Below are 23,583 nucleotides of genomic sequence, written 5' to 3'. Positions count from 1 at the left end.
CCCGACCCCTTCATTTCGGATGTCTGAGGCGCGGATTGGCGACAATCGCCGCTATGTCCGCGATGATGTTCAGGCTGATGTAGACGGCGGCGAAGATCAGCCCGACCGCCTGCACAACCGGCACGTCACGCTTGGTGACGTGGTCGACGAGGTATTGGCCCATGCCTGGATAGACGAAGATAACTTCGACCACGACGACGCCGACGATCAGGTAAGCGAGATTGAGCATCACGACGTTGATGATCGGCGCAATGGCATTGGGGAAGGCATGCCTGCGGATGACCGCGAAGGCCGAAAGCCCCTTGAGTTCGGCGGTTTCGACATAGGCCGACTGCATGACATTGAGGATCGCGGCGCGCGTCATGCGCATCATATGGGCGAGCACCACCAGGGTCAGCGCCGCCGCCGGCAGTGCGATGGCCTGAATGCGTTCGCCGAAAGGCATCCCGTCATAGACAGTGGAAATGGCGGGAAACCATTGATGTTGCACCGCGAAGAAAAAGACGAGAACATAGCCGACGAAGAATTCCGGGAAGGACGTCGAGGCCAGCGCCAGTCCCGAGATCAGCTTGTCGACCCAGCCATTGCGGTAGCGCACCGCGATCAGCCCGAGGATGATCGCCAGCGGCACCGCGACGACCGCCGCCCAGAAGGCGAGGAACAGCGTGTTCCACAGCCTTCCCTTGATCGAGGTTGCGATATCCTGACCGCTCGACATAGCCGTACCGAGATCACCGGTCAGGATGCCGCCGAGCCAACGAAAATAACGGATGTAAGCCGGATCATTGAGGCCGAGCTGCTCGCGCAGATTGGCGAGCGACTCCGGTGTCGCCGACTGCCCGAGAATGGCTTGTGCGACGTCGCCGGGCAGGATCTGGGTGCCGGCGAAGATCAGGACCGAAACGGCCAACAGAAGGATGATGCCCAGCGCAATGCGCTGGGCCACCAGTTTCAAGATGGGTGAGGACATATCCGCAAGGCCGGGCTCAGGCTTCGAGCCAGCACTTCGCGAGAGCATATCCGTTCATCAACTCCTGATGCGGATCATCCACCCAGCCGGCAACCTTGGCGCCCGTCGCGTCGATGAACTGATTGAACATCGGCAGGATCAGGCCGCCCTCGTCGCGCACCATCACAGCCATGTCGTGGTACATTGCCTTGCGCTTGGCCTCGTCGAGCTCGGCGCGAGCCGCCAGCACCATCTTGTCGAAATCCGGACGCTTGAACCGTGTGTCGTTCCAGTCGGCCGTCGACAGATAGGCGGTAGAGTACATCTGGTCCTGCGTCGACCGGCCGCCCCAGTAGGAGGCGCAGAAGGGCTGCTTGTTCCAGACTTCCGACCAGTAGCCGTCGCCCGGTTCGCGCTTGATCTCCAGCTTGATGCCGGCCTTGGCCGCGCTTTGCTGGAACAGCTGTGCGGCGTCGACGGCACCGGGGAAGGCGACGTCCGACGTCCGGAGCAGGACGGCACCGTCATGGCCCGATTTCTTGTAGTGGAACTTGGCCTTGTCGGGATCGTATTTGCGCTGCTCGATCTCGGTGAATAGCGGGTACGATGCATTGATCGGGAAGTCGTTGCCGAGCGAGCCATAGCCACGCAGCACCTTGTTCAGCATCTCCTCGCGGTCGATCGCCAGCTTCAACGCCATGCGCAAATCGTTGTTGTCGAACGGCGCGGTGTTGCAGTGCATGATGAAGACGTAGTGGCCGGGTCCCGAATGGTTGCGGATGGTGACGCCGGGCACGCGCTTGATCAGATCGACGATCTTCGGCTCGACGCGGTTGATCATGTGGACCTGGCCGCCCTGCAGGGCCGCCGTACGCGCCGTGGCGTCGTTGATGACGATGATCTCGATCTGGTCGGCATGGCCCATCTTGTCGCCCTGCCAGTAGTTGGCGAAGCGCTCGCCGCCATGGCGCACGCCGGGCTCGTTGGTGGTGACCTTGTAAGGACCCGCCGAGATGCCGGCATCGGCCTTGTCCTTGCCGCCATTCGGCTGAATGATCAGGTGATAGTCGCTAAGCAGGTAGGGCAGGTCGGCATTCGGCTCCTTCAGCGTCAGCACCACTTCCTTGCCGCTGGCCTTGATGCTCTCGATGCCTTTCATGTAACCGAGCGCGCCGGACTTCGACTTCTCGTCCGAATGGCGTTCGAGGGTGGCGGCCACGTCCTCTGCAGTCACTTTCTTGCCGTTGTGGAACTCGACGCCATCGCGGATCTTCAGCGTCCAGGTCTTGGCGTCGTCCGACGAGCCGATCTCCTCGGCAATGCGGTTCTCGAGCTTGCCTTCGGGAGACAGCTCGACGATCAGTTCGCCCCACATCTTGCCGAAGGCGAACGGCACCTGCGTCATGAACAGCGCCGGATCGAGGCTGTTGGTGGATTCGCCACCGACCAGGCCGGCCTTGAGCGTGCCGCCCTTGACCGGACCCGCCGCGCGGGAAGCGCTGGAAAGCAGCGAATTGGCGAAGGTTGCGGTGACGCCGAGCGCTGCCGCCCGGCCGAGAAAATCACGACGGCTCAGTTTGCCGGACGCAACGCGCCGGCTCAGATATTCCAGTTCGTTAGACATGTTGAGTTCCTCACTCTGTTGGTCCGACCTTATGGTCGTTTTTCTCATTTTCAATTGGGAGAATAATGACCGTAAGGGAAAGCGGTAAGCAAGACCGAATGCGACATGCCGTGGCGTAAATCGTGCGTCGCAATTGGACCAATCGTTATAAGCGCTCAAAGCAGTGCGCGCGGGATTTTCTCCACGAAGTTGCGCTCGAAGACCAGTTTCTCGCCTTCATACGCTTCAATTCTGGCGCTAACCATGAAGCTTTGCACGTCGGAGCGCATTTCGGCGAAGGTTTCGGTGCGCACCGACCATCCATTTCGCGACAGCGTCTGGGTCCAATGCGTCTTGCCCGACGCTGACAGCGGATTGTCAGGATGGATCGCCCATGTCTCTCTGGCGATGTTGCCATTGGCAAGGCTGTGTTGCAGATCGCGCACTTCGCCGAAATCGTCGACGATGGAAAGCGTGATCATTCCGGTCTTTTCGTCGCGATCGACATGACGCTCGGAATTGGCGGCGCGGACCGTTTCGGTTGCCCAGGGCGTGGCGCCTTCGGGGGCGGGGAAGGTGACCTCGTCGCCTTTCGCCGGCGGGCGCAGCGGCAGCGTCAATGTCGCGGCCGACAATTCCAGCCGGACCGGCTCCGGCGACGGCCAGATCATCGGCCAATAGCTGTTGGAGATGGCAACACGCAAGCGGTGGCCGGCCGGCACGCTATAGGCGCATTGATCGAGCACCACCCGGGCGCTGACGGTTTCGCCGGGCACCAGCGCTTCGGGAAATTCGTGCGAGTTGCGATGCGTCAGGTTGAGCACGCCGTAGGAAATCAGCTCCGACGCTCCGTCCGGATGGACGTCGCACAGCCGAAGCGCGATGTTCGCCTGGCACCGGTCCGACGAAACCCTGACCAGAACTTCGGGAGCACCGACGATGTCGACCGCTTCGGTCAGCACCGGCTGGTCGAAACACACCGACAGCGCGTCGTCGGGGCGCTGGTCACCCGGCAGTTCCGGTCCAAAGGTGAAGGGGAAATATTCGCCACCGGCAAGGCCGCAGCTTTGCGGCGAAGCGACGATAGCGTAGTTGCCTTCAGCGATAAGCTCAACCTCTTGCGTCTTGATGTTGGGTGACGGCCATTCCGATTCAGCGACCCAGCGGCCCGGCCGCTCGGGATGCCAGCGCGCCGGACGCACGCTGTCCATGACATAGGCGCGGTAGGCGGGGTCGGCCTCGACGCCGGTGTCGAGGTCCTTCAGCCAGCGGTCCCACCAGCGCAACGCCTCCTGCAGGAAGCCGATGCGCGGTTCGGGCGCGGCGTAATGCGGGTATTTGTGGATCCACGGGCCGACGATGCCCTTGACCGGCGCCTCGATATTGGCGGCGAGATGGGAAATCGTATTGCGATAGCCATCATGCCAGCCGCCGATCGACAGCACCGCGGCATGGATGGCGGAATAGTCCTCGCAGATCGAGCCGCGCTTCCAATAGGCATCGCGATGCTGGTGCTTCAGCCACAGCGGTGCCAGGAAGGGCTGGTTCTCCAGCCTGGTCAGCCACAGGTCGCGCCATTTGTTGTCGCCGGCCAGCAACGGATCCGGCGGCCGTGACGAATAGGACAGCATGGTCGAGGCCCAGCCGAAATTCTCGATCAGCAAGCAGCCGCCCTTGTAATGGATGTCGTCGGCATAGCGGTCGACCGTCGAACAGAGACTGATGACCGCCTTCAGCGCCCCCGGCTGCTTGGCTGCTACCTGCAGGCAGTTGAAGCCGCCCCACGAAATGCCCATCATGCCGACATTGCCGTTGCACCAGGGCTGCGCCGCCGCCCAGGCTATGACGTCGCAAGCGTCCTGCAATTCCTGCTCGGAATACTCGTCGTCCATCAGCCCTTCGGAATCGCCATTGCCGCGCATGTCGACGCGGATCGAGGCGTAGCCGTGGCCGGCAAAATAGGGATGCGTCAGCTGATCGCGGTAGATCGTGCCGTCGCGCTTTCGGTAGGGCAGGTGCTCGAGGATCGCCGGCACCGGATCGTCGGCAGCATCGGCCGGCATCCATACCCGCGCCGACAGGCGGCAGCCGTCCGGCATGACGATCCCCATGTCCGGAAATTCGACAACCTTGCGGGGAAATTCAGTGACGGTTTTCATGCGGGGCATAACGCCCCGCAGCGAGGCGACTTTCAATCGCTATTCGCGACTGGAGCAGCAAATTATGCGACCTGTCAGAGAGGCCGCGCGGCTACCGCAACTCGTCCACCAACTCCGGGTGTTTTTCCAACAGCGTCATCAGCTGAATGGTTGGGCCACTCGGCTCGATCAGACCCCGTTCGTATTTGTCGAAAGCGTTCTCGCCGACCTTGAACAGGGATCCTGCCTCGCGTTGCGAAAGTTTCAGCTTTGTGCGCACGCGACGGATGGTGGCCGGTGCCGGAACGCCGTCGATCTTTTCTTTGAGGATGCGGAGCGCTGCATCGACGACGGTCATGTCGTCTCCGACATGCACGCCCTCACTTCCCGAAGAGGGATAATAACCCGGCAGGTCGACGATCATGCTCTCGCCCTTGTAAGTCACAGTGAACGGACGCACCCCACGCGTCAGCGTTTCTCCTGTTTTGGGGGAGATCATGCTATTCGTTTCGTTATTTTCTTTCATCGCCATGGTCACTTTTCCTTGAACGACATGACTGTGAATTCGGTCACGACGTCCGCCTGAAATTTCACGTAAAGAACCAGGTCGCGTGCTGGCACGTAATTGACATCTTGCCAGACACGATGGTCGGCGAACGTCGTCATCGACTTTACAAACATCTTCCGCGTGATGCCGCCGATCACCTCGACAATACCGGCGCGATCAAAGCCCAGCCCAATGGCATCCCGCAGGGCGGACGTCGTGATTACCAGCGTGTCGACAGAACCCAGCTCGGCCTGATTGCATCAAGATCGTAAGTGGGTCTGCGTTTCTCCATAACGCAATATGCCACCATAAAGGTGGCAATTCAAGCCATTGAACTTTGCTGCATTCAATTCAACGGGATGTCGTTTTCGTCCTTGCCGGCCTGATAGGCGCCGGACAGTTCGTCATAGCGGGCGGAAATTGTGCCGATCCGTGCTTCCAGCCGCTTGCGTTGGGTCTCGGGCAGCGATCGTACGAGTCTGCGAATCGAAAAGCTCTTCCAGTAGGCATTCTCGGCATTGTAGCCGCCGGGATCGAGGGTGAAGACCTCCTTCAGGATCTTCAGATCGTGCGGAATGTCGAAGTTGTCGCGCGAGTCCTCATGGCTGAACAGATAGTAGAAATTGTCGAAGCCGGTCCAGGTGATCGCCGACAGGCAGAGCGAGCAGGGTTCGTGCGTGGCAAGAAAGATCGCGTCCCTGGTGTCGACGCGCTCGGCTTTCGGCAGTTCGTAGAAGCGCTTCAGGCAATGCACCTCGCCATGCCAGAGCGGGTTTTCCGTCTCGTTGTTGGTTTCGGCAAGCACCAGCGAGCGGTCGTCCTTGCGCAGGATCGCCGCGCCGAACAGCTTGTTGCCATGCGCGACGCCTTCGGCGGTCTTCGGCAAGATGTCGTGCTCGATGACGTCGAGCAGACGGTCGATCAGCGAAATGTCAGCCATCACCGGCTCCCATCGGGAAGATGAATCTCATAGGCGTGCGAGAAGTGGCACTCTTCGAGGTTGGAGCCGTCGCCGCCACGGTCGACGACCAGGAAGTCCTGCGGCTCGCCGATCGGCGTCAGCACGCCGTGCCACAAATTGCGCGGATAGTTGACGCCTTGCCCGGGCGCGGTGATGAACGCATGCGGTTCGCCCGGGCCTTCCTCGCCATCATGGCAGACGACGACCAGGAACGGCCGTGGCGACAGCGGGATGAAGGCTTGGCTGCCAAACGGATGGCGCTCCACCATGGTCAGCTTCAACGGCAGCTCATAGGGCGTGCCGCGCACCATCGAGATCAGCACGCGCGCATTCGGCCCTCGTGCTTCAGCGGTGGCGAGATCGTGATAGCGCTCGGCCTTGCCGCCATTGATCGAATAATGATTGTCGCCGCCCATATCGATGACGTCGCCGAATTCGGCGAAATTCTCGCGGGTCAGCGGCCGCGCGACGATGCGGGTCATGGTGTAGGTCTCGCGACGCCGGCGCTGCCAAGCTTGGCGTGGCGGTTGACGTCCTTGTAGAGGAGATAGCGGAATTTGCCTGGCCCGCCGGCATAACAAGCCTGCGGGCAGAAGGCGCGCAGCCACATATAGTCGCCGGCCTCGACTTCGACCCAGTCCTGGTTGAGACGGTAGACCCCCTTGCCCTCCAGCACATAGAGCCCGTGCTCCATGACATGCGTCTCGGCGAAGGGAATGACCGCGCCAGGCTCGAGCGTGACGATGGTGACATGCATGTCGTGGCGCATGTCGGCCGGATCGACGAAGCGCGTCGTCGCCCATCGGCCTTCGGTACCCGGCATCGGCGTCGGCGCGATGTCCTGTTCGTTGGCGAAGAACGCTTGCGGCGTGTCGATGCCGTCAACTGCATCATAAGTCTTGCGGATCCAGTGGAAGCGGACGGCGGCGTCGCTTTCATTGCGCACCGTCCATCCGCTCGCCGGCGGCAGGAAGGCAAAGCCGCCCGGCCTTAGGCTATGTTTCTTGCCGGCAAGCGAAACGCTTAGCTCGCCTTCGACCACGAACAGCGCACCTTCGGCGGCGGCGTCAAGCTCAGGGCGGTCGCTGCCGCCGCCAGGCGCGAGCTCGACGATATATTGCGAAAACGTCTCGGCAAAACCCGACAGCGGCCGCGACAGCACCCAGACGCGTGTCCCGTCCCAGAACGGCAATGCGCTGATGACGATGTCCTGCATCACGCCCTTGGGGATGACGGCATAGGCCTGCGTGAACACGGCGCGGCCGGTCAGCAATTCGCTCTGGCCGGGATGTCCGCCCTGCGGCGCATAATAGGTTCGCTCGGCCATTTTCATCATATCCATAAATTCAAGCCTGTTGCGGAAGCCAGGGCCTATCGCGGCAGCCAAAGCCTATTGCGGAAGCATGTCCTTGAGACGAAGCAGCGCGATGCGCTCGACCTGTCTGCAGGCGGTTTCGAATTCGACATCGCGACTATTGGCGATGCGCGCCTCGAGCTCGGCCAGGATCTCCTCCTTGGCCTTGCCTTTCACCGCGATGATGAAGGGGAAACCGAAACTGGTGACGTAGGCGGCATTGAGTTTTGCGAACAACTCGCGCTCCTTATCGGTCAGCGCGTCGAGCCCGGCCGAAGCCTGTTCCCTCGTCGATTCCGCCGTCAGCCGCTTGGCCTGCGCCAGTTTTCCGGCAAGATCGGGGTGGGCATTGAGCACGGAAAGCCGCTCGGTCTCGCTTGCCGCGCGAAACACGCGGCAAAACGCGTTGTGCAGGCCGCCGGCACTGTCATGCGCCGGGCCGAGCTCCAGCTCATAGGCGCGCTCGGCAATCCACGGCGAATGCTCGAACACGCCGCCGAATGCCTGGACGAAGGCCTCGAATTCCATTTTCGACGGGCGTGGCGCCGGCAACCGGAACGGATGCGTCTCCTGCCAATGTTTTGCAATGTCGATGCGCCGTGCCAGCCAGACCTTGTCGTGTGACTTGACGTAGTCGATGAAGCGCTTCAGTGCCGCGACCCGGCCCGGCCGCCCAACCAGGCGGCAGTGCAGGCCGATATTCATCATGCGCGGCCGCCCTGCCTTGCCCTCGGCATAGAGCGTGTCGAAACTATCCCTGAGATAGGCAAAGAACTGGTCGCCCGAGTTGAAGCCCTGCGGCGTGGCAAAGCGCATGTCGTTGGCGTCGAGCGTATAAGGGATGACCAGCTGCGGCTTCGCCGACCCGTCCGGTGCCACATGCTCGAACCAGTAGGGCAGTTCGTCATCATAGGTGTCCGACACATAGTCGAAGCCACCCTCTTCCGCTGCCAGCCGCACCGTGTTGATCGAGGTGCGGCCGGTGTACCACCCGGTCGGCCGCGCACCTGTGACCTCATAATGCAGCCGGATCGCCGCTTCCATGTCGCGGCGCTCGTCTTCCGGGGCGTGGTCGCGGTAGTCGATCCATTTCAGCCCGTGCGAGGCGATCTCCCAGCCGGCCTCCTGCATCGCCGCAACCTGGTCGGGCGAACGCGCCAGGGCCGTGGCGACGCCGTAGCAGGTGACCGGCACTTGCGCCGCGCTGAACAGGCGCAGCAATCGCCAGAAGCCGGCTCGGGCGCCGTATTCGTAGATCGATTCCATGTTCCAGTGGCGCTGGCCGGGCCAGGGCGCGGCGCCGACGATCTCCGACAGGAAAGCCTCCGAAGCCTTGTCGCCGTGCAGGACGCAATTCTCGCCGCCCTCTTCGTAATTGACGACGAACTGCACCGCGACATGCGCCCCGCCGGGCCATTTCGGATCCGGCGGATTGGCTCCGTAGCCGCGCATGTCTCGTTCGTAACGCATTCTCGCTCCTGCCGGAAAGTGTGATCAGGATAGTCGAAAGGAGTGCCTGCGCATTCCCCCGAAATTTTTGAAAGTGTTTTTGTCGCGCTCCGCTCGACCGGGACTTATGCATCGCCTTTAATTGGCGCACAATTCATGAATAGTGTTCGACTGTGCAGGGAATGGAGCAGCCAGTGGCGGAAACGTCGAAAGCCGAAGGCGGGCGCCTGACGACCCATGTCCTCGACACTGCGGCCGGCAAGCCGGCGGCCGGTCTGTCGATCGAGCTCTATCATCTTGACGGCCAGGCCCGAACGCATCTGAAGACGGTCGTCACCAATGATGACGGCCGCTGCGATGCTCCGCTGCTTGCCGGTGCGGAATTCCGTACCGGCGAATACGAGCTGATCTTTGCGGCCGGCGATTATCTGCGCCGGCAAGGGACAAAACTGCCGGAACCGGCCTTCCTCGACCATGTGCCGATCCGCTTCGGCATGGCCGAGCCGGTGCACTATCATGTGCCGCTGCTCCTATCGCCCTACGGCTATTCGACCTACCGGGGAAGCTGAGATGGCCGGGATCAAGACACGCGACGAAATCCGCTTCATCCTCAATGGCGAGGACGTCGCGCTCGGCACGGTTGCACCCGACCAGACCCTGCTCGATTGGCTGCGGCTCGACCGCTCGCTGCGCGGCACCAAGGAAGGTTGCGCCGAGGGCGACTGCGGCGCCTGCACGGTGCTGGTCGGCAGGCTCTCCGGTGGAACACTGGTCTATGAAAGCGTCAATGCCTGCATCCGCTTCCTTGGCTCGCTAGATGGCACGCATGTCGTGACCGTCGAGCATCTGCGCGGCGACGCAGGAAAACTGCACCCCGTGCAGCAGGCGATGATCGATTTCCACGGCTCGCAATGCGGCTTCTGCACACCGGGTTTCGTCATGTCGCTTTATGCTCTGTGGATGCGGTCGCCGGAGCCGTCGGACGCCGCCATCGAAAAGGCGCTGCAAGGCAATCTCTGCCGCTGCACCGGCTATGAGGCGATCATGCGCGCCGCACGTGCCATCTCCAGCTACGGCAAGGCGGCAAAGGATCCGTTGGCGACGGAGCGCAAGGCAGTCACGGCCAAGCTCGAAGCGATGAAGGACGGTTCGCGCATCGAGATCGGCTCCGGCAACAAGCGGCTGATCGTGCCAGCCAATGCCGATGATCTGGCCAGCGTGCTGGTCAAGGAGCCGGGCGCCACTATCGTCGCGGGTTCGACCGATGTCGGCCTTTGGGTGACCAAGCACATGCGCGATATTGCGCCGGCGGTTTTCATCGGCAATCTCGATGGATTGTGCGAAATGTCCGAGGACAAGGGCATCATCTCGATCGGCGCCGGTGTCACCTATAGCGAAGCCTTCGCGACGCTGGCGAAACGCATCCCGACGCTAGGCCCGCTGTTCGATCGCATCGGCGGCGACCAGGTGCGCAACATGGGCACAATCGGCGGCAATATCGCCAACGGTTCGCCGATCGGCGACACGCCGCCGCCGCTGATCGCACTCGGTGCCCGCCTGACACTGCGCCGCGGCGACAAGCGTCGAACGATCCCGCTCGAGGAGTTTTTCATCGCCTATGGCAAGCAGGACCGGCAGCCCGGCGAATTCGTCGAGGCCGTGCATGTTCCGGTGCCGGGCAGCGAGACGAAATTTGCCGTCTACAAGATCACCAAGCGCCGCGACGAAGACATCACAGCAGCCCTAGGCGCGTTTTTCCTGAAGCTCGCCGGTGATGGCACGGTGGCGGATGTGCGCATCGCTTATGGCGGCATGGCGGCAACGCCGAAGCGAGCCTTTGGCGTCGAAAAGGCATTGCTTGGCAAGCCCTGGACGGAAGCGACGGTCGAGGCGGCGATTGCCGCGTACGCCGGCGATTTCACCCCGCTAACCGACATGCGGGCAAGCGCCGAATACCGGGCGCTGGCGGCACGCAACCTGCTGCTGCGCTTCTTTGCCGAAACCACCGGCACCCGGGCGCCGATCCAGGTATCACGGCACGAGGCGGCATGATGAACAAGCACGCCACCCCAAACCTGAAGGCGCAAAAAATCGCCGGCGGCGTCGCCACCGACCAGCGCCATGATTCCGCGCACAAGCATGTCAGTGGCACGGCCGTCTATATCGACGACATGCCGGAACCGGCCGGCACGCTGCACGGCTGCCTTGGGCTTTCGACGGCGACGAGTGCCACCATCACCAGCATGGACCTTTCGGCGGTGCGCGCCGCACCCGGCGTCATCGATGTGCTGACGGCGAGCGACGTGCCAGGCGAGAACGACATTTCGCCGACCGGCCGTCACGACGAGCCGGTGCTGGCTGACGGCAAGGTGCAATTTTTCGGTCAGCCGATCTTCTGCGTCATCGCAGAAACCCGCGAGCAGGCGCGCCGCGCGACGAGGCTGGCCAAGGTCGAATACAAGGAATTGCCGTTCGTCGCCGATATCGGCGAGCTCGATCCCCGGAAAGACAAGCTGGTCACGCCGCCGCTGACGCTGAAGCGCGGTGATGCAGCGGCTGCGATCAACGCGGCGCCGCGCCGGCTGAAGGGAAAAATGCGCATCGGCGGCCAGGAGCATTTCTATCTCGAAGGCCATATCGCCTTGGCCATCCCTGGCGAGGACAACGACGTCACCATCTATTCCTCGACCCAGCACCCGAGCGAAATCCAGCACATGGTCAGCCATGCGCTCGGTGTTCCGAGCCACGCGGTGACGGTGGAAATCCGCCGGATGGGCGGCGCTTTCGGCGGTAAGGAAACGCAAGGCAATCAGTTTGCGGCATTGGCCGCTATCGCCGCGAAGAAACATCATCGGGCCGTGAAAATCCGGCCCGACCGCGACGACGACATGATCGCCACCGGCAAACGCCACGATTTCCTCGTCGACTACGAGGTCGGCTTCGACGACGAGGGCAATATTCTGGGCGTAGATTTCATGTTCGCGGCGCGCTGCGGCTTCTCGGCCGACCTCTCCGGCCCGGTCACTGACCGCGCGCTGTTCCATTGCGACAACACCTATTTCTGGCCGGCGGTGCACGCGCAATCGGCGCCACTCTACACCAACACGGTATCGAACACCGCCTTTCGCGGCTTCGGCGGCCCGCAAGGCATGGTCGGCGCCGAGCGCGTCATCGACGAAGTCGCGTTTGCCGTCGGCAAGGACCCGCTCGAAATCCGCAAGAAGAATTTCTACGGCACCAGCGACCGCAACATCACGCCCTACCACCAGACGGTCGAGGACAACATCATCTACCGCATCGTCGCCGAGCTGGAGGCGAGTTCCGACTATGCGAGGCGCCGCCGCACCATCGATGCTTTCAATGCCAACAGCCGCTTCATCAAGCGCGGACTGGCGCTGACGCCGGTCAAGTTCGGCATCTCGTTCACCGCCACCCATTACAACCAGGCCGGCGCGCTGGTGCATGTCTATACCGATGGTTCGGTTCATCTGAACCACGGCGGCACCGAGATGGGGCAGGGCCTCTACGTCAAGGTGGCGCAGGTTGTGGCGGAAGAGTTCCAGATCGACCTCGATCAGGTCAAGATCACCGCGACGACGACCGGCAAGGTGCCGAACACCTCGGCCACCGCCGCGTCTTCCGGCTCCGATCTCAACGGCATGGCGGCGCAGAACGCCGCCCGCCAGATCAAGGACCGGCTGACCAATTTCGCCGCCGAGAAATACCAGTTGCCGCGCGACCAGGTGCTGTTCTTGCCCAACCGCGTGCGCATCGGCAACCAGGAGATCGCCTTCGCGGATCTCGTCAGGCAGGCCTATATGGCGCGCATCCAGCTTTCGGCGGCGGGTTTCTACAAGACGCCGAAAATCCATTGGGACCGCGACAAGGGCGAGGGCCACCCCTTCTACTATTTCGCCTATGGCGCCGCGTGCTCGGAAGTCTCGGTCGATACGCTGACCGGCGAATATATCGTCGAGCGCACCGACATCCTGCACGAAACCGGCCGCTCGCTGAACCGCGCCATCGATCTCGGCCAGATCGAGGGCGGCTTCATCCAGGGCATGGGCTGGCTGACGACGGAGGAACTGTGGTGGGACGACAAGGGGCGGCTGCGCACCCATGCGCCATCGACCTACAAGATCCCGCTCGCGTCGGACCGGCCGAAGATTTTTAATGTGACTTTGGCCGACTGGGCGCAAGCAGGCGAGCCGACGGTGCACCGCTCCAAGGCGGTCGGCGAGCCGCCCTTTCCGCTCGCAATGTCGGTGCTGCATGCGCTGTCGGACGCAGTGGCGAGCGTTGCCAGCCACAAAATCTGCCCGCGCCTCGACCCGCCGGCCACGCCGGAGCGTGTGCTGATGGCGATCGAACGGCTGAAGCGGGAAGCCAAGACCGGCACTTGAATCCCGGAAAACGTGCAATTCAGGCCGAAAAACTCTATATTTCCCAATAGGGAACGCGAATGATGAACGCGAAAGTGCAGAGCCTGAAAGCCTTTCTTGCCGGTGCCGGCCTGGTCGCCTTGGTTGAGGTGGCCGGGACAAAAGGTTCGACGCCGCGCGAGACGGGTGCCTTCATGCTCGTCTCAGGATCGGCCACTTTTGGCACGATCGGCGGCGGCCAGCTCGAATATATGGCGATCGACAAAGCGCGGCAGATGCTTTTCTCCCCCCTTGAGGGGGGTGAGGAGCGGCCGGCCAATGGCCGAGAAAAAGCCAACGATTTGACTTTTTCAGCGACGAACGCCCGGAGCCATAGCGAAGGGCAGGCCGCGGAGCGGCCAGAGGGGGTCGTATCAGAAGGCACCGCCAGAGCGTCGAGCACTGCCGCGGCGACCCCACCCGGCGGCTTCGCCGCCACCCTCCCCTCAAGGGGGAGGGATATCCGCGCCACCCTCGACATCGCGCTAGGCCCGGAGATCGGGCAGTGCTGCGGCGGCAGGGTCGAGCTGCTGATCCGGCTGGTCGACGCCGCGCTTGAGGCCAAGCTTGTTGCGGAGGCGGAGGCCGAGGAGGCGCAGCTGCCGCATGTTTACATTTTCGGCGGCGGCCATGTCGGCCAGGCGCTGGCCTCGGCGGTGGCCTTGCTGCCGGTGCATGTCGTCGTTGTCGAGACGCGAGCCGAAGCGCTGGAAGGCATGCCGGAAGCGGTCGAAACCAAGCTGACGCCGATGCCTGAGGCGGTGGTTCGCAAGGCGCCGGCCGGCTCCGCCTTTGTCGTCCTCACCCACGACCACGCGCTGGATTTCCTGATCGTCGCCGAGGCGCTGAAACGCCGCGATGCCGCCTATGTCGGCATGATCGGTTCCAAGACCAAGAAGGCGACGTTTCGGAACTGGTTCCTGAAATCGGCGGACGGAAGCGAGGCGGAATTTGACCGCCTCGTCTCGCCGATCGGCGGTTATGCAATCAATGACAAGCGCCCGCAGGTGATCGCCGCGCTCGCCGCAGCCGAGATCATGACGGCGCTGGCGAGGTGTCATTTACCTGTCAACGGACTAACAGAGTACCCCAAAGCACCAAGCGGCGGTCGGTCGACCGCATCCTCGCAGACTTTTTGATGCTTTTGTACGGAAGACCTTGGCTTATGGAGCAGTTGGCGCCGTAAGACCGAGAAAACACGAGCAGCACATGTTGGTGAAACAGCTTGTCGGAGCGCTTCTGGCCGCTTTTGCGGTTTCTCTGGCGTTTGCCATAGGATCGCGCACGCGCGCTACGCGACACGCCGGCGAGCAAACACTCCGCGCCACCTGGTTTTTGCATGTGTTTGCGGTCCTGCTTGCGGGCTTTGTCGCGATAATTTTGGTTGCCGGATATAGCGAAACAAGGAGCGAGCAACTTCCCTGGGTATATGGCCTGCTGGTTGGCTTTGGTCTGACTCTGATCGGGTGGATTTGGTTCTTCTATCTTCGTGTGGTCTTTTGGAACATCGAGGGCGTAGGGATTCGACAGCCATTCGTGCCCCCACGCTTTATTCCGTGGGAAGACATCGAATGGGCTGGTCGCAAATGGACAGGAGATTTCCAGCTTTGTTCCAAGAAAACCAGCATTAGCTACACCGCGTTCCAGGGCGGACACGATGAGCTAAATCGCCGGGTGAAGCTCGAGGTGCCGAAGTTCGAGAGGAATTTCTAATCGAACCTCGGCGCGCCGAGGAAATAGCGCCGTCCAAAAAGAGCTATTCCTTCTCCTGCGTATGTGCCTCCAGGAACCACAGCAATTTGTCGAGGGAGCGTGAATAGGCGGTGAAGATGTCGGCGGTGTCGGCGTCGCCCGCACCTGCCGCTTCGTCGATTGCCGCGCGTGCCCGCTTGGCGGTTGCGGCATAGCGGTCGATCAGCGCCGCCAGATGATCTCGGGTCTTGTGGATGTCGGTCGGATAGGCCTCGAGCATAGTCGCCTTCGACACCTCCTGCGATGTGCCGAGCGCCGTGCCGCCGAGCTGTACGGCGCGCTCCGCAATGGTGTCGACATGGCCGTCGATCTCCTCGCGGAACGTGTCGAGCATCTCATGGATGGCGATGAATTGCGGTCCCTTGACGTTCCAGTGCGCCTGCTTGGTGACCAGCGCCAGATCGATGGCGTCGGCGAGGCGGGCGTTGAGAAGATCGATACACTCTTTCTTGGCGTTGGATTGCAGGTCGTTGCGGGTGGCGATGGCATCCATGGTCGGCTCCTGTGGCGGTTGCGTCCGCCTGGTTTGAAGAGGGTGAAGTTTGTGGAAGGTCAATCGAACATGCGCGCAGACGCCCATCATCGCCGCGCGGCACAGCATCCCAAAACGGCGATCTCCGACTTTCGTTCCGCTCGTCGTTTTACGCCGGCCGTTTCAAGCCCAGGTGGTCGCGCAACGTGCTGCCTTCATAATCCGTACGAAACAGCCCGCGCCGCTGCAACTCCGGCACGACAAGCGTGGCAAAGGCATTGAGTTCGCCGGGAAAATAGGACGGCATGACGTTGAAACCGTCTGCCGCGCCACCCTCGAAGCGTGCCTCGAGCTCGTCGGCGATCTGGGCCGGCGTTCCGACGACGCGCCAATGGCCGCGCGCGCCGGCGAAATGGCGGGCAAGCTGGCGAATGGACAGCTTGTCGCGGCGGGATTGCTCGATGACCAGCGCCTGCCGGCTCTGCATGCCTTCGCTGGCCGGCAGCTCCGGCAGCGGTCCGTCAATGGGATAGCGCGCGAGATCGGATATGCTGAGATAGCTGGAAAGCAGCGCGACACCGACGTCGTCCGGGATCAGTTCCTGCAATTCATCATGTTTTGCCCGGGCTTCCGCTTCGCTTGCCGCGACGACTGGCGCGACGCCGGGCATGATCTTGAGGTCGTCCGGCTTGCGCCCATAGGCAGCCAGCCGTCCCTTGAGGTCGTCGTAGAAGGCCTTCGCTTCCTCGAATGTCTGCGCCGCCGTAAAGACCACGTCGGCGGTCCGGGCGGCGAGGTCACGACCCTCGTCCGACGCTCCCGCCTGTACCATGACCGGTGAACCTTGTGGCGAGCGCGGCAGATCGAGCGGGTCGCGCACCGAAAAACTTCTGCCTTCGTGTCCACCCTGGCCTCGCCAAAGGCCGGCAACCACGGCAGCGAATTCGCGCGCCCGTCCGTAACGGTCCGCATGTGGGCGCAGACCGGTCGAGCCGAAATTGGCGGCCTCGATCTGGCTGGCCGAAGTGACAAGGTTCCAGCCGGCACGCCCGCCGCTCAGATGGTCGAGCGACAGGAAGGTCCGCGCCAGCCCGTAAGGCTCGTTGTAGCTCGTCGACGCCGTGGAGACGAGGCCGATGCGCTCCGTCTGGACGGCGAGCGCGGCAAGCAAGCTGATCGGCTCGAAGCCGATCGAGCGCGACGTTTGGCTGGCGATGTTGACATTGGCCTCGCGCACGCCGGCGGCGTCCTCGCAGAAGATCATGTCGAACTTCGCCGCCTCCGCCGTCCGCGCCAGCTGGATGTAATGGTCGATGTCGATGCCGGCCGTGACATGCGCCTGCGGATGGCGCCAGGCGGCGATGTGGTGGCCTGTCGCCCACAGGAAGGCGCCGAGCTTCATCTGGCCTCGACCGGCGCTCATTGCCGATCCTCCCCGGCAAGCCCGAGGTGGGAGCGCAGTGTCGCCGCGCTGTAGCCGGACCGGACAAGGCCGCGGCGGCGAAGCTCCGGCAGCACGAGGCCGATGAAATCGTCGAGCGCCGACGTGAGCGGCGTGTCGATGCTGAAACCGTCGCAGGCTTTCGAGCGAAAGCACTCTTCGAGCCTGTCCGCAAACATGTCCGGCGCGGCGATTATTTCGGCGCTGACGGTAACATTCATCAGCACTTTCAGCCCCTCCGGCCTGCGCCCGAAGGCAAGCGCACGACGCTTCAGCTCGCCAGCCCAGTCGATCGATCGCTCATCCAGCAGGAGGACATCGGCGGTGCGGGCGGCGATATCCATGTCGGGCTCGGACAGGCCGGACATGACCAGCACCGGCGTGTCCTGCGGCGACCGCGCCACGTTGAGCGGCCCGCGCACGGAAAAATATTCGCCCTTGTGGTCGAGAAGGTGCATCTTCTCGGGATCGAAGAAGCGGCCGCCAACTTTGTCGAACAGCAGCGCGTCTGCGTCCCGACCTTTCCACAAGCCTTGCACGATGCCGATGAATTCCTCGGCGCGCAGGCGGAAATCGTCGCCGGAAAACCCTTCCGGTCGGCTGAAATTGGCCGCCTCGCGCGGTTCGGGCATCATGCTCGCGTTCCAGCCGGCGCGGCCATGGCTGATAATATCGAGCGAAGCGAAACGGCGCGCGAGATTGTAGGGCTGGTGGGCGACCGTCAACGCTGCAGCGACGAGGCCGATCCTGCTTGTCACCGTCGCCAGGGCCGCCACCAAGGTCGTTGCTTCGAAGCGCATTTGCCGGTTCAGCCCGCCTGCAACCGGCGCGGAATCGCCGAGCAACACCATGTCCAGACCGGCCGCTTCGGCTTCTTGCACGAACCGCGTCAGCAGACTGAAGTCCAGGCCGGCGTCGGGCGGATGGGAAGGGGCGGCTTCCGGAGACAGTGAAACGGCGAGACACATGGTGGCGCCGTTGGCCATCGCTTTTCCCTGTTGAGCGAGATTCCTTGGGAATTATCTCGTCGGCTGGACGGAAAGCAACCGGCCAGCCGGCGATCATTTGCCGGCCAGAATATCCCTGATCAGCCGCTGGCAGCGCTCGGCCATGAAGTCGAGCAACAGCCGCACCTTCGGATCCTGCAGCTTTTTGTGCGGGTAGACGGCGGCAAACTGCACCGGCGTCGGCGGCGTATTGCTCAGGATCACCTTCAGCCGCTGGTCGCGGATAAACGGCTCGACCTCGAAGCGCGGCTTGTTGATGATGCCGCGGCCGGACAGCGCCCAGCCGGTCAGCACGTCGCCATCATCGGTATCGTAGGGGCCGTGCACCTCGAACTTTTGTGGCCCGTTCGGCGTCTGCAACGTCCACACATATTCGCGCGCGCCGGAATAGCGCAGCATCAGGCAATCGTGCTTCTTGCCGATCAACTCCTGCGGCTCGGTCGGCTCGCCGCGCACGTCCAGATATTGCGGAGCCGCTACCAGCACGCGCTCGCATTCCATGATGCCGCGCATCCTGAGGCTGGAATCCTCGATAATGCCCAGCCGGAAGGCAACGTCGATGCCTTCTTTCATGATATCGACATTGTGATCGGAAAGCCGGAGCCGCACCTCGATATCTGGATACCTGTCGTGGAAATCCGGGATGCCGGATGCCACCAGCCGCCGCCCGAGGCCGAGCGGCGCTGTCACCTTTATCGTGCCGCGCGGCTGGCCGGATAACGCGCTGACCGCCGCTTCCGCCTCGGTGACCGCCTCCAGCACCTGCTTGGCGCCGGAGTAGAACACCGTGCCGTGCTCGGTCGGCATCAACTGCCGCGTCGTGCGGTTGAACAGCCTGACGCCCAGGTGCTTCTCGAGCTCCTTGATCCGGTTGGAAGCGACCGCCGGCGAAATGCGCATGTCGCGCCCAGCCGCCGACAAATTGCCGAGCTCGACGACGCGGACAAAAACGGCGATGTTGTCGAGATAGGCCATGCGGCTTCCGTGGCTCTCATGTGGCTGCGTATGATCAGCCTAGTATTTTCCAATTTTTTTTGAAAGTCATCGTGCAGCTCGGCCCTTTCCGTTTGCGCTCCAGCCCGTAAAGTCAGCCGATCGGCAGGGACGATTTTTCATGATGGATTTCGCGATATTCTGGGATTGGCTGAGTTTCGCCGTGCGCTGGCTGCACGTCGTTACCGGCATCGCCTGGATTGGATCGTCCTTTTATTTCGTCGCGCTCGACCTCGGGCTGCGCCAGCGTCCGGGCATGCCTGCCGGAGCCTTCGGCGAGGAATGGCAGGTGCATGGTGGCGGCTTCTACCACGTGCAGAAATATCTGGTGGCGCCGGCCGAAATGCCCGAGCACCTGACCTGGTTCAAATGGGAATCCTACGCCACCTGGCTGTCGGGCTTCGCCATGCTGTGCGTCGTCTACTATGCCGGGGCGGACCTGTTCCTGATCGATCCGAATGTCCTTGCCATGTCGGTGCCTACAGGCATCTTGCTGTCGCTGGCGACGATCGGCGTCGGCTGGGTGGTCTACGATCTCTTGTGCCGTTCGCCGCTCGGCAACAGCGACACCGGCCTGATGCTGGTGCTGTATGGGGTGCTGGTATTCATGGCCTGGGGACTGACCCACCTGTTCACCGGTCGCGCCGCCTTCCTGCATCTTGGCGCCATCACCGCGACGATCATGTCGGCCAACGTTTTCATGGTCATCATCCCCAACCAGAAGATCGTCGTCGCCGACCTGATCGCCGGCCGCAAGCCCGATCCGAAATACGGCAAGATCGCCAAGCAGCGCTCGCTGCACAACAATTACCTGACGCTGCCGGTTTTGTTCCTGATGCTGTCGAACCATTATCCGCTGGCGTTCGGGACAGAGTTCAACTGGGTCATCGCCTCGCTGGTGTTCATCATCGGCGTGCTGATCCGGCACTATTTCAACACTAGGCATGCGCGCAAAGGCAATCCGACCTGGACCTGGCTGGCGGCGGCCGTCCTGTTCGTCGTCATCATCTGGCTGTCGACGGTGCCGAAACTGCTGACCGGCGAGGTCAAAACGTCCTCGGCGGCACAGGTCTACGTCGCCTCGGCGCATTTTCCCGCCGTGCGTGATACAGTGCTTGGCCGCTGTTCGATGTGCCACGCGGCCGAGCCGTCCTACGAGGGCATTTACCACGCGCCGAAGGGCGTGATGCTCGATACCGATGCCGGCATCGCCGAGCACGCCGGCGAGATCTACCTGCAGGCCGGGCGCAGCCACGCCATGCCGCCCGCCAACGTCACCCAGATCACCGACAAGGAACGGGCGCTGCTGGTGGCATGGTTCGAAGGCGCGGGGAAATAGCATGACCAGCACGCTGCTGCGCGGCCGCACGCTGTCGTTTTTGCGCTGGCCCGAAACTGTCGACGACCATTCCGCCTGGCGTTACGAGCAAGATGGCGGCCTGCTGCTCCGCGACGGCAGGATCGTTGCCGCGGGCGCCTATGCCGAGGTCGAGAAAAAGGCGGGCGAGGGAACAAGAAAGATCGACCACAGGCCGCATCTGCTGCTGCCCGGGTTCATCGATGCGCACGCGCATTTTCCGCAGATGCAGGTCATCGCTTCCTTCGGCGCCGAGCTGCTCGACTGGCTGAACACCTACACTTTTCCGGAAGAGACCAAATTCCAGAACGCTCAGCATGGCCGCCGTATCGCCAGGCTGTTCCTGGACGAAGTGTTGCGCCACGGCACGACGACGGTCGCGGCCTATTGCTCGGTGCACAAGGAATCGGCCGAAGCGTTCTTTGCCGAGTCGCACGACCGCAACATGCTCAACATCGCCGGCAAGGTGATGATGGACCGCAACGCCCCGGAAGGCGTGCTCGACACGCCGCAATCGGGTTATGACGACAGCAAGGCGTTGATCGAGGAGTGGCACGGCAGGGGGCGCCAGCACTATGCCATCACCCCGCGCTTCGCCATCACTTCGTCGCCCGAGCAATTGGAGATGGCGGGCGCGCTCTGCCGCGAATATCCTGATCTGCACATGCAGACGCATCTGTCGGAAAACCACGCCGAGATCGCCTTCACGCAGCAGCTTCATCCGCAGGCGCGCGACTATACCGATGTCTATGAGCATTACGGGCTGCTCGGGCGCAGAAGCCTGTTCGGCCATTGCATCCATCTGTCGGAACGCGAGGCGGATGCGCTTTCCGATAGCGGCTCGGTGGCGGTGTTCTGCCCGACCTCCAACCTGTTTCTCGGCTCGGGCCTCTTCGATTATCAGCGCTATCGCCGCCGCGAGAAGCCGCTTCGCATCGCCGCCGCCACCGATGTCGGCGGTGGCACCAACTATTCGATGCTGCGCACCATGGACGAGGGCTACAAGGTGATCGCGCTGAACGGTGAGAAGCTCAATCCGTTCCAGTCCTTCTGGCAACTGACCCGCGGCAATGCCGAGGCGCTGTCGCTTGCGGAAAAGATCGGCACCCTGGAGGAAGGCAGCGACGCCGATATCGTTGTGCTTGACGCCCGCGCCACGCCGGCGATGCGACTGCGGGTGGAGACGGCGGACACGCTCGCCGAGGAGTTGTTTCTGCTGCAGACGCTCGGCGACGACCGCGCCGTGCATGAGGTCTATGTCGCCGGCCGCGCGGCCAAGACGGATATGGCGGTTTAGCCGTCGTATGCGGCCGGCTTGACCGGGCGGCAGCCATCCGGCAAAGCGTGCGGCGAAGTTGACAGGGGAACGACATGGCCGTTGCGGACGACATCGCTCTGATCGAGAAACAGGAAGCCACGCTTGTCTTTTCGGCCTTCGATGAAGCCGTCGCTTTCGAGATCGGCTCGGCGATCCGAGATCGGGCTCTCAAGGAAAACCTGCCGATCATCGTCGATATCAGAACCTTCGACCGGCCGCTGTTCTATGCGGCAATGCCCGGCTCGAACGCTTCCAATCCGGACTGGGCGCGGCGCAAGATCAACGTCGTGCGGCGGTTCCTGAAAAGCACCTACCGCATGGTGCTGGAGCAGCAGCGCCCCGACCGCAGCTTCAAGCCCGGCGAGGGGCTGGACGTTGCCGACTACGTGCTGGCCGGTGGCGGCTTTCCCATCACTGTCAAGGGCGCCGGCGTCATCGGCGTGATCGCCGTCTCGGGCCTGCCGGAGCGTGAGGACCATGGTGTGGTCGTCGATACGCTTTGTGAGTATCTCGGCATCAATGCGCGCGAGCTGGCATTGCCGGCGGAAGCAAAATGACAGAGGTAGACCCCAAGCCCTTTCTCATTTCGATCTTCAACGCCGCCGTTGCCGCCGCCGATCCCCAGAGGACAATCAAGGATCATTTGCCGGCAAGGCCGAAGGGCCGCACGATCGTCATCGGTGCAGGAAAAGGCTCGGCGCAGATGGCGGCGGCTTTCGAGAAAGTGTGGGACCGGCCGATCGAGGGGCTGGTCGTCACCCGCTACGGCTATGGCGCGGCCTGCCGGCGCATCGAGATCATCGAGGCGGCGCATCCGGTGCCGGATGCCGCGGGGCTCGAGGCTTCCCGGCGGCTGCTCGAAAAAGTCCAGGGACTGACTGCGGACGACCTCGTCGTGGCGCTCATTTCGGGCGGCGGCTCGGCGCTGCTGCCGTCACCAGCCGAAGGTCTGACGCTGGCCGATGAGATCGCCGTCAACGAGGCGCTGCTCGCCTCCGGCGCGCCGATCGCCGCGATGAACACCATCCGCAAACATCTTTCCTCGATCAAGGGCGGCAGGCTGGCGGCCGCCGCATATCCTGCCAAGGTGGTCTCGCTGGTTGTTTCTGATATTCCGGGCGACGATCCGGCTCTGGTCGCTTCTGGTCCGACCGTGCCGGATATAGGCAGCCGTGAGGACGCATTGGCGTCGATCGCTGCCTATGGCATGAACCTGCCGGCCTCAGTCATGGCGCATATCAATTCGCCGGCGGCCGATGCGCCGCGTCCGGACGACCCGCGTTTTATCCGCAACGAGGTGCATCTGATCGCTTCCGCCGGCGTCTCGCTGGAAGCCGCAGCGACCGAAGCGACGCGCCAAGGCATTCAGGCGGTCATTCTCTCCGATTCCATCGAGGGCGAGGCGCGTGAGGTCGGCGGCGTCCACGCTGCGATCGCGCGCGAAGTGGCGACGCGCAACCGGCCATTCGCAAAGCCGGTGCTGATCCTGTCGGGCGGCGAGACGACGGTGACCTTGCGCGCGAAAGGCAAAGGCGGCCGTAACTCGGAATTCCTGCTCGCCTTCGCCATTGGCATCAGCGGCATGGCCGGCGTGCACGCACTGGCCGCCGACACCGACGGCATAGACGGTTCGGAAGACAATGCCGGCGCCTTCGCCGACGGCTCGACGGTGTCGCGGATGCGCGAGGCGGGCGTCGATGCCAAGGCCATGCTTGCCGGCAACAATGCGTGGACCGCGTTTAACGCCGTCGGCGATCTTTTCGCGCCCGGACCGACTGGGACGAACGTCAATGATTTGAGGGCGATCCTGATCAGATAGGT

At 62.8% G+C, this 23,583-nt stretch carries 22 protein-coding genes; 9 read left to right on the top strand and 13 right to left on the bottom strand.

What is annotated here, in order from left to right; translation table 11 throughout:
• Positions 1 to 10 precede the first annotated feature (10 nt).
• The 9 genes from NKH70_RS00305 to puuE form a co-directional block, all read right to left on the bottom strand.
• Positions 11 to 970, bottom strand: a complete 960-nt coding sequence (locus NKH70_RS00305; RefSeq protein ID WP_352464556.1) for an ABC transporter permease — start codon at positions 968 to 970, stop codon at positions 11 to 13.
• A gap of 16 nt (positions 971 to 986) precedes the next feature.
• Positions 987 to 2,573 (bottom strand): ABC transporter substrate-binding protein, encoded by a 1,587-nt coding sequence (locus NKH70_RS00300; RefSeq protein ID WP_352464554.1) that lies wholly within the window; start codon positions 2,571 to 2,573, stop codon positions 987 to 989.
• Positions 2,574 to 2,728: 155 nt separating this feature from the next.
• Positions 2,729 to 4,711, bottom strand: a complete 1,983-nt coding sequence (locus NKH70_RS00295; RefSeq protein WP_352915148.1) for a CocE/NonD family hydrolase — start codon at positions 4,709 to 4,711, stop codon at positions 2,729 to 2,731.
• A gap of 91 nt (positions 4,712 to 4,802) precedes the next feature.
• Positions 4,803 to 5,222 carry a type II toxin-antitoxin system MqsA family antitoxin gene (locus NKH70_RS00290; protein WP_352915151.1) on the bottom strand — a complete coding sequence of 140 codons (420 nt, stop codon included), beginning with the start codon at positions 5,220 to 5,222 and terminating at the stop codon, positions 4,803 to 4,805.
• Positions 5,223 to 5,224: 2 nt separating this feature from the next.
• Complete coding sequence (locus NKH70_RS00285; RefSeq protein ID WP_352977133.1) at positions 5,225 to 5,425, bottom strand: type II toxin-antitoxin system MqsR family toxin; 201 nt, start codon at positions 5,423 to 5,425, stop codon at positions 5,225 to 5,227.
• 158 nt (positions 5,426 to 5,583) lie between these two features.
• Entirely contained in the window at positions 5,584 to 6,177 is a 594-nt protein-coding gene (locus NKH70_RS00280; protein ID WP_352915154.1) for a nucleoside deaminase, read from the bottom strand.
• On the bottom strand, positions 6,177 to 6,680 hold the full coding sequence (locus NKH70_RS00275; protein WP_352915156.1) for an ureidoglycolate lyase: 504 nt from the start codon (positions 6,678 to 6,680) through the stop codon (positions 6,177 to 6,179). Before NKH70_RS00275 ends, NKH70_RS00280 begins: the two co-directional genes overlap by 1 nt.
• Entirely contained in the window at positions 6,677 to 7,525 is an 849-nt protein-coding gene (locus NKH70_RS00270; RefSeq protein ID WP_502908303.1) for a bifunctional allantoicase/(S)-ureidoglycine aminohydrolase, read from the bottom strand. The genes NKH70_RS00275 and NKH70_RS00270 overlap by 4 nt, the downstream gene beginning before the upstream one ends.
• 63 nt (positions 7,526 to 7,588) lie before the next feature.
• Complete coding sequence (gene puuE, locus NKH70_RS00265) at positions 7,589 to 9,022, bottom strand: allantoinase PuuE (RefSeq protein ID WP_352717298.1); 1,434 nt, start codon at positions 9,020 to 9,022, stop codon at positions 7,589 to 7,591.
• Positions 9,023 to 9,195: 173 nt separating this feature from the next.
• Here puuE and uraH point away from each other — a divergent pair, with 173 nt between their 5' ends.
• The 5 genes from uraH (at position 9,196) to NKH70_RS00240 (ending at position 15,135) form a co-directional block, all read left to right on the top strand.
• Positions 9,196 to 9,570, top strand: a complete 375-nt coding sequence (gene uraH, locus NKH70_RS00260) for a hydroxyisourate hydrolase (RefSeq protein WP_352717300.1) — start codon at positions 9,196 to 9,198, stop codon at positions 9,568 to 9,570.
• 1 nt (position 9,571) lies between these two features.
• Complete coding sequence (gene xdhA / locus NKH70_RS00255) at positions 9,572 to 11,053, top strand: xanthine dehydrogenase small subunit (protein ID WP_352977083.1); 1,482 nt, start codon at positions 9,572 to 9,574, stop codon at positions 11,051 to 11,053.
• Entirely contained in the window at positions 11,053 to 13,404 is a 2,352-nt protein-coding gene (gene xdhB / locus NKH70_RS00250) for a xanthine dehydrogenase molybdopterin binding subunit (RefSeq protein WP_352717302.1), read from the top strand. The genes xdhA and xdhB overlap by 1 nt, the downstream gene beginning before the upstream one ends.
• 62 nt (positions 13,405 to 13,466) lie before the next feature.
• Positions 13,467 to 14,561 carry a xanthine dehydrogenase accessory protein XdhC gene (gene xdhC / locus NKH70_RS00245; RefSeq protein ID WP_352915248.1) on the top strand — a complete coding sequence of 365 codons (1,095 nt, stop codon included), beginning with the start codon at positions 13,467 to 13,469 and terminating at the stop codon, positions 14,559 to 14,561.
• Between the two features lie 70 nt (positions 14,562 to 14,631).
• Positions 14,632 to 15,135: a hypothetical protein gene (locus NKH70_RS00240; protein ID WP_352915163.1), complete on the top strand. Its 504-nt coding sequence runs from the start codon at positions 14,632 to 14,634 to the stop codon at positions 15,133 to 15,135.
• A 43-nt stretch (positions 15,136 to 15,178) separates the two neighbouring features.
• On the opposite strand, the gene dps is transcribed toward NKH70_RS00240, so the two are convergent.
• The 4 genes from dps to NKH70_RS00220 all read right to left on the bottom strand — a co-directional run bounded on the left by dps (position 15,179) and on the right by NKH70_RS00220 (position 19,069).
• Positions 15,179 to 15,667 (bottom strand): DNA starvation/stationary phase protection protein Dps, encoded by a 489-nt coding sequence (dps, locus tag NKH70_RS00235; protein WP_352915165.1) that lies wholly within the window; start codon positions 15,665 to 15,667, stop codon positions 15,179 to 15,181.
• Between the two features lie 148 nt (positions 15,668 to 15,815).
• A complete protein-coding gene (locus tag NKH70_RS00230) occupies positions 15,816 to 17,069 on the bottom strand; it encodes an LLM class flavin-dependent oxidoreductase (RefSeq protein ID WP_352717306.1) in 1,254 nt (417 codons plus the stop codon).
• Positions 17,066 to 18,073 (bottom strand): LLM class flavin-dependent oxidoreductase, encoded by a 1,008-nt coding sequence (locus NKH70_RS00225; RefSeq protein WP_353024760.1) that lies wholly within the window; start codon positions 18,071 to 18,073, stop codon positions 17,066 to 17,068. The genes NKH70_RS00230 and NKH70_RS00225 overlap by 4 nt, the downstream gene beginning before the upstream one ends.
• A 75-nt stretch (positions 18,074 to 18,148) precedes the next feature.
• Complete coding sequence (locus NKH70_RS00220; RefSeq protein WP_352464534.1) at positions 18,149 to 19,069, bottom strand: LysR family transcriptional regulator; 921 nt, start codon at positions 19,067 to 19,069, stop codon at positions 18,149 to 18,151.
• 139 nt (positions 19,070 to 19,208) lie between these two features.
• On the opposite strand from NKH70_RS00220, the gene NKH70_RS00215 reads away from it, so the two are divergent.
• The 4 genes from NKH70_RS00215 to NKH70_RS00200 all read left to right on the top strand — a co-directional run bounded on the left by NKH70_RS00215 (position 19,209) and on the right by NKH70_RS00200 (position 23,581).
• The gene (locus NKH70_RS00215; RefSeq protein WP_352717309.1) at positions 19,209 to 20,426 is read left to right on the top strand and encodes a urate hydroxylase PuuD; all 1,218 of its coding nucleotides are present in this window, start codon (positions 19,209 to 19,211) and stop codon (positions 20,424 to 20,426) included.
• A gap of 1 nt (position 20,427) precedes the next feature.
• Entirely contained in the window at positions 20,428 to 21,741 is a 1,314-nt protein-coding gene (gene guaD / locus NKH70_RS00210) for a guanine deaminase (protein WP_352915173.1), read from the top strand.
• A 74-nt stretch (positions 21,742 to 21,815) separates the two neighbouring features.
• Complete coding sequence (locus NKH70_RS00205; protein WP_352717312.1) at positions 21,816 to 22,319, top strand: heme-degrading domain-containing protein; 504 nt, start codon at positions 21,816 to 21,818, stop codon at positions 22,317 to 22,319.
• Entirely contained in the window at positions 22,316 to 23,581 is a 1,266-nt protein-coding gene (locus NKH70_RS00200; RefSeq protein WP_352915177.1) for a glycerate kinase type-2 family protein, read from the top strand. Before NKH70_RS00205 ends, NKH70_RS00200 begins: the two co-directional genes overlap by 4 nt.
• Positions 23,582 to 23,583: the final 2 nt, after the last annotated feature.

The sequence above is a fragment of the Mesorhizobium sp. M0991 genome (assembly GCF_040318915.1).
Classification (GTDB): domain Bacteria; phylum Pseudomonadota; class Alphaproteobacteria; order Rhizobiales; family Rhizobiaceae; genus Mesorhizobium.
Note: the sequence above shows the minus strand (reverse complement) of the source record. Positions and strands in the feature narration are given on the sequence as shown.

Bases quoted from the DNA above. Each gene is read 5' to 3' on its own strand.
- NKH70_RS00205 (WP_352717312.1), top strand. From the start codon at position 21,816: ATGGCCGTTGCGGACGACATCGCTCTGATCGAGAAACAGGAAGCCACG.
- NKH70_RS00240 (WP_352915163.1), top strand. From the start codon at position 14,632: ATGTTGGTGAAACAGCTTGTCGGAGCGCTTCTGGCCGCTTTTGCGGTT.
- NKH70_RS00275 (WP_352915156.1), bottom strand. From the start codon at position 6,680: ATGACCCGCATCGTCGCGCGGCCGCTGACCCGCGAGAATTTCGCCGAA.
- NKH70_RS00220 (WP_352464534.1), bottom strand. From the start codon at position 19,069: ATGGCCTATCTCGACAACATCGCCGTTTTTGTCCGCGTCGTCGAGCTC.
- NKH70_RS00300 (WP_352464554.1), bottom strand. From the start codon at position 2,573: ATGTCTAACGAACTGGAATATCTGAGCCGGCGCGTTGCGTCCGGCAAA.
- NKH70_RS00280 (WP_352915154.1), bottom strand. From the start codon at position 6,177: ATGGCTGACATTTCGCTGATCGACCGTCTGCTCGACGTCATCGAGCAC.
- xdhB (WP_352717302.1), top strand. From the start codon at position 11,053: ATGAACAAGCACGCCACCCCAAACCTGAAGGCGCAAAAAATCGCCGGC.
- xdhC (WP_352915248.1), top strand. From the start codon at position 13,467: ATGAACGCGAAAGTGCAGAGCCTGAAAGCCTTTCTTGCCGGTGCCGGC.
- NKH70_RS00200 (WP_352915177.1), top strand. From the start codon at position 22,316: ATGACAGAGGTAGACCCCAAGCCCTTTCTCATTTCGATCTTCAACGCC.
- dps (WP_352915165.1), bottom strand. From the start codon at position 15,667: ATGGATGCCATCGCCACCCGCAACGACCTGCAATCCAACGCCAAGAAA.
- NKH70_RS00230 (WP_352717306.1), bottom strand. From the start codon at position 17,069: ATGAGCGCCGGTCGAGGCCAGATGAAGCTCGGCGCCTTCCTGTGGGCG.
- guaD (WP_352915173.1), top strand. From the start codon at position 20,428: ATGACCAGCACGCTGCTGCGCGGCCGCACGCTGTCGTTTTTGCGCTGG.
- NKH70_RS00215 (WP_352717309.1), top strand. From the start codon at position 19,209: ATGATGGATTTCGCGATATTCTGGGATTGGCTGAGTTTCGCCGTGCGC.
- xdhA (WP_352977083.1), top strand. From the start codon at position 9,572: ATGGCCGGGATCAAGACACGCGACGAAATCCGCTTCATCCTCAATGGC.
- NKH70_RS00270 (WP_502908303.1), bottom strand. From the start codon at position 7,525: ATGGCCGAGCGAACCTATTATGCGCCGCAGGGCGGACATCCCGGCCAG.
- NKH70_RS00225 (WP_353024760.1), bottom strand. From the start codon at position 18,073: ATGGCCAACGGCGCCACCATGTGTCTCGCCGTTTCACTGTCTCCGGAA.
- puuE (WP_352717298.1), bottom strand. From the start codon at position 9,022: ATGCGTTACGAACGAGACATGCGCGGCTACGGAGCCAATCCGCCGGAT.
- NKH70_RS00290 (WP_352915151.1), bottom strand. From the start codon at position 5,222: ATGGCGATGAAAGAAAATAACGAAACGAATAGCATGATCTCCCCCAAA.
- NKH70_RS00305 (WP_352464556.1), bottom strand. From the start codon at position 970: ATGTCCTCACCCATCTTGAAACTGGTGGCCCAGCGCATTGCGCTGGGC.
- NKH70_RS00295 (WP_352915148.1), bottom strand. From the start codon at position 4,711: ATGAAAACCGTCACTGAATTTCCCCGCAAGGTTGTCGAATTTCCGGAC.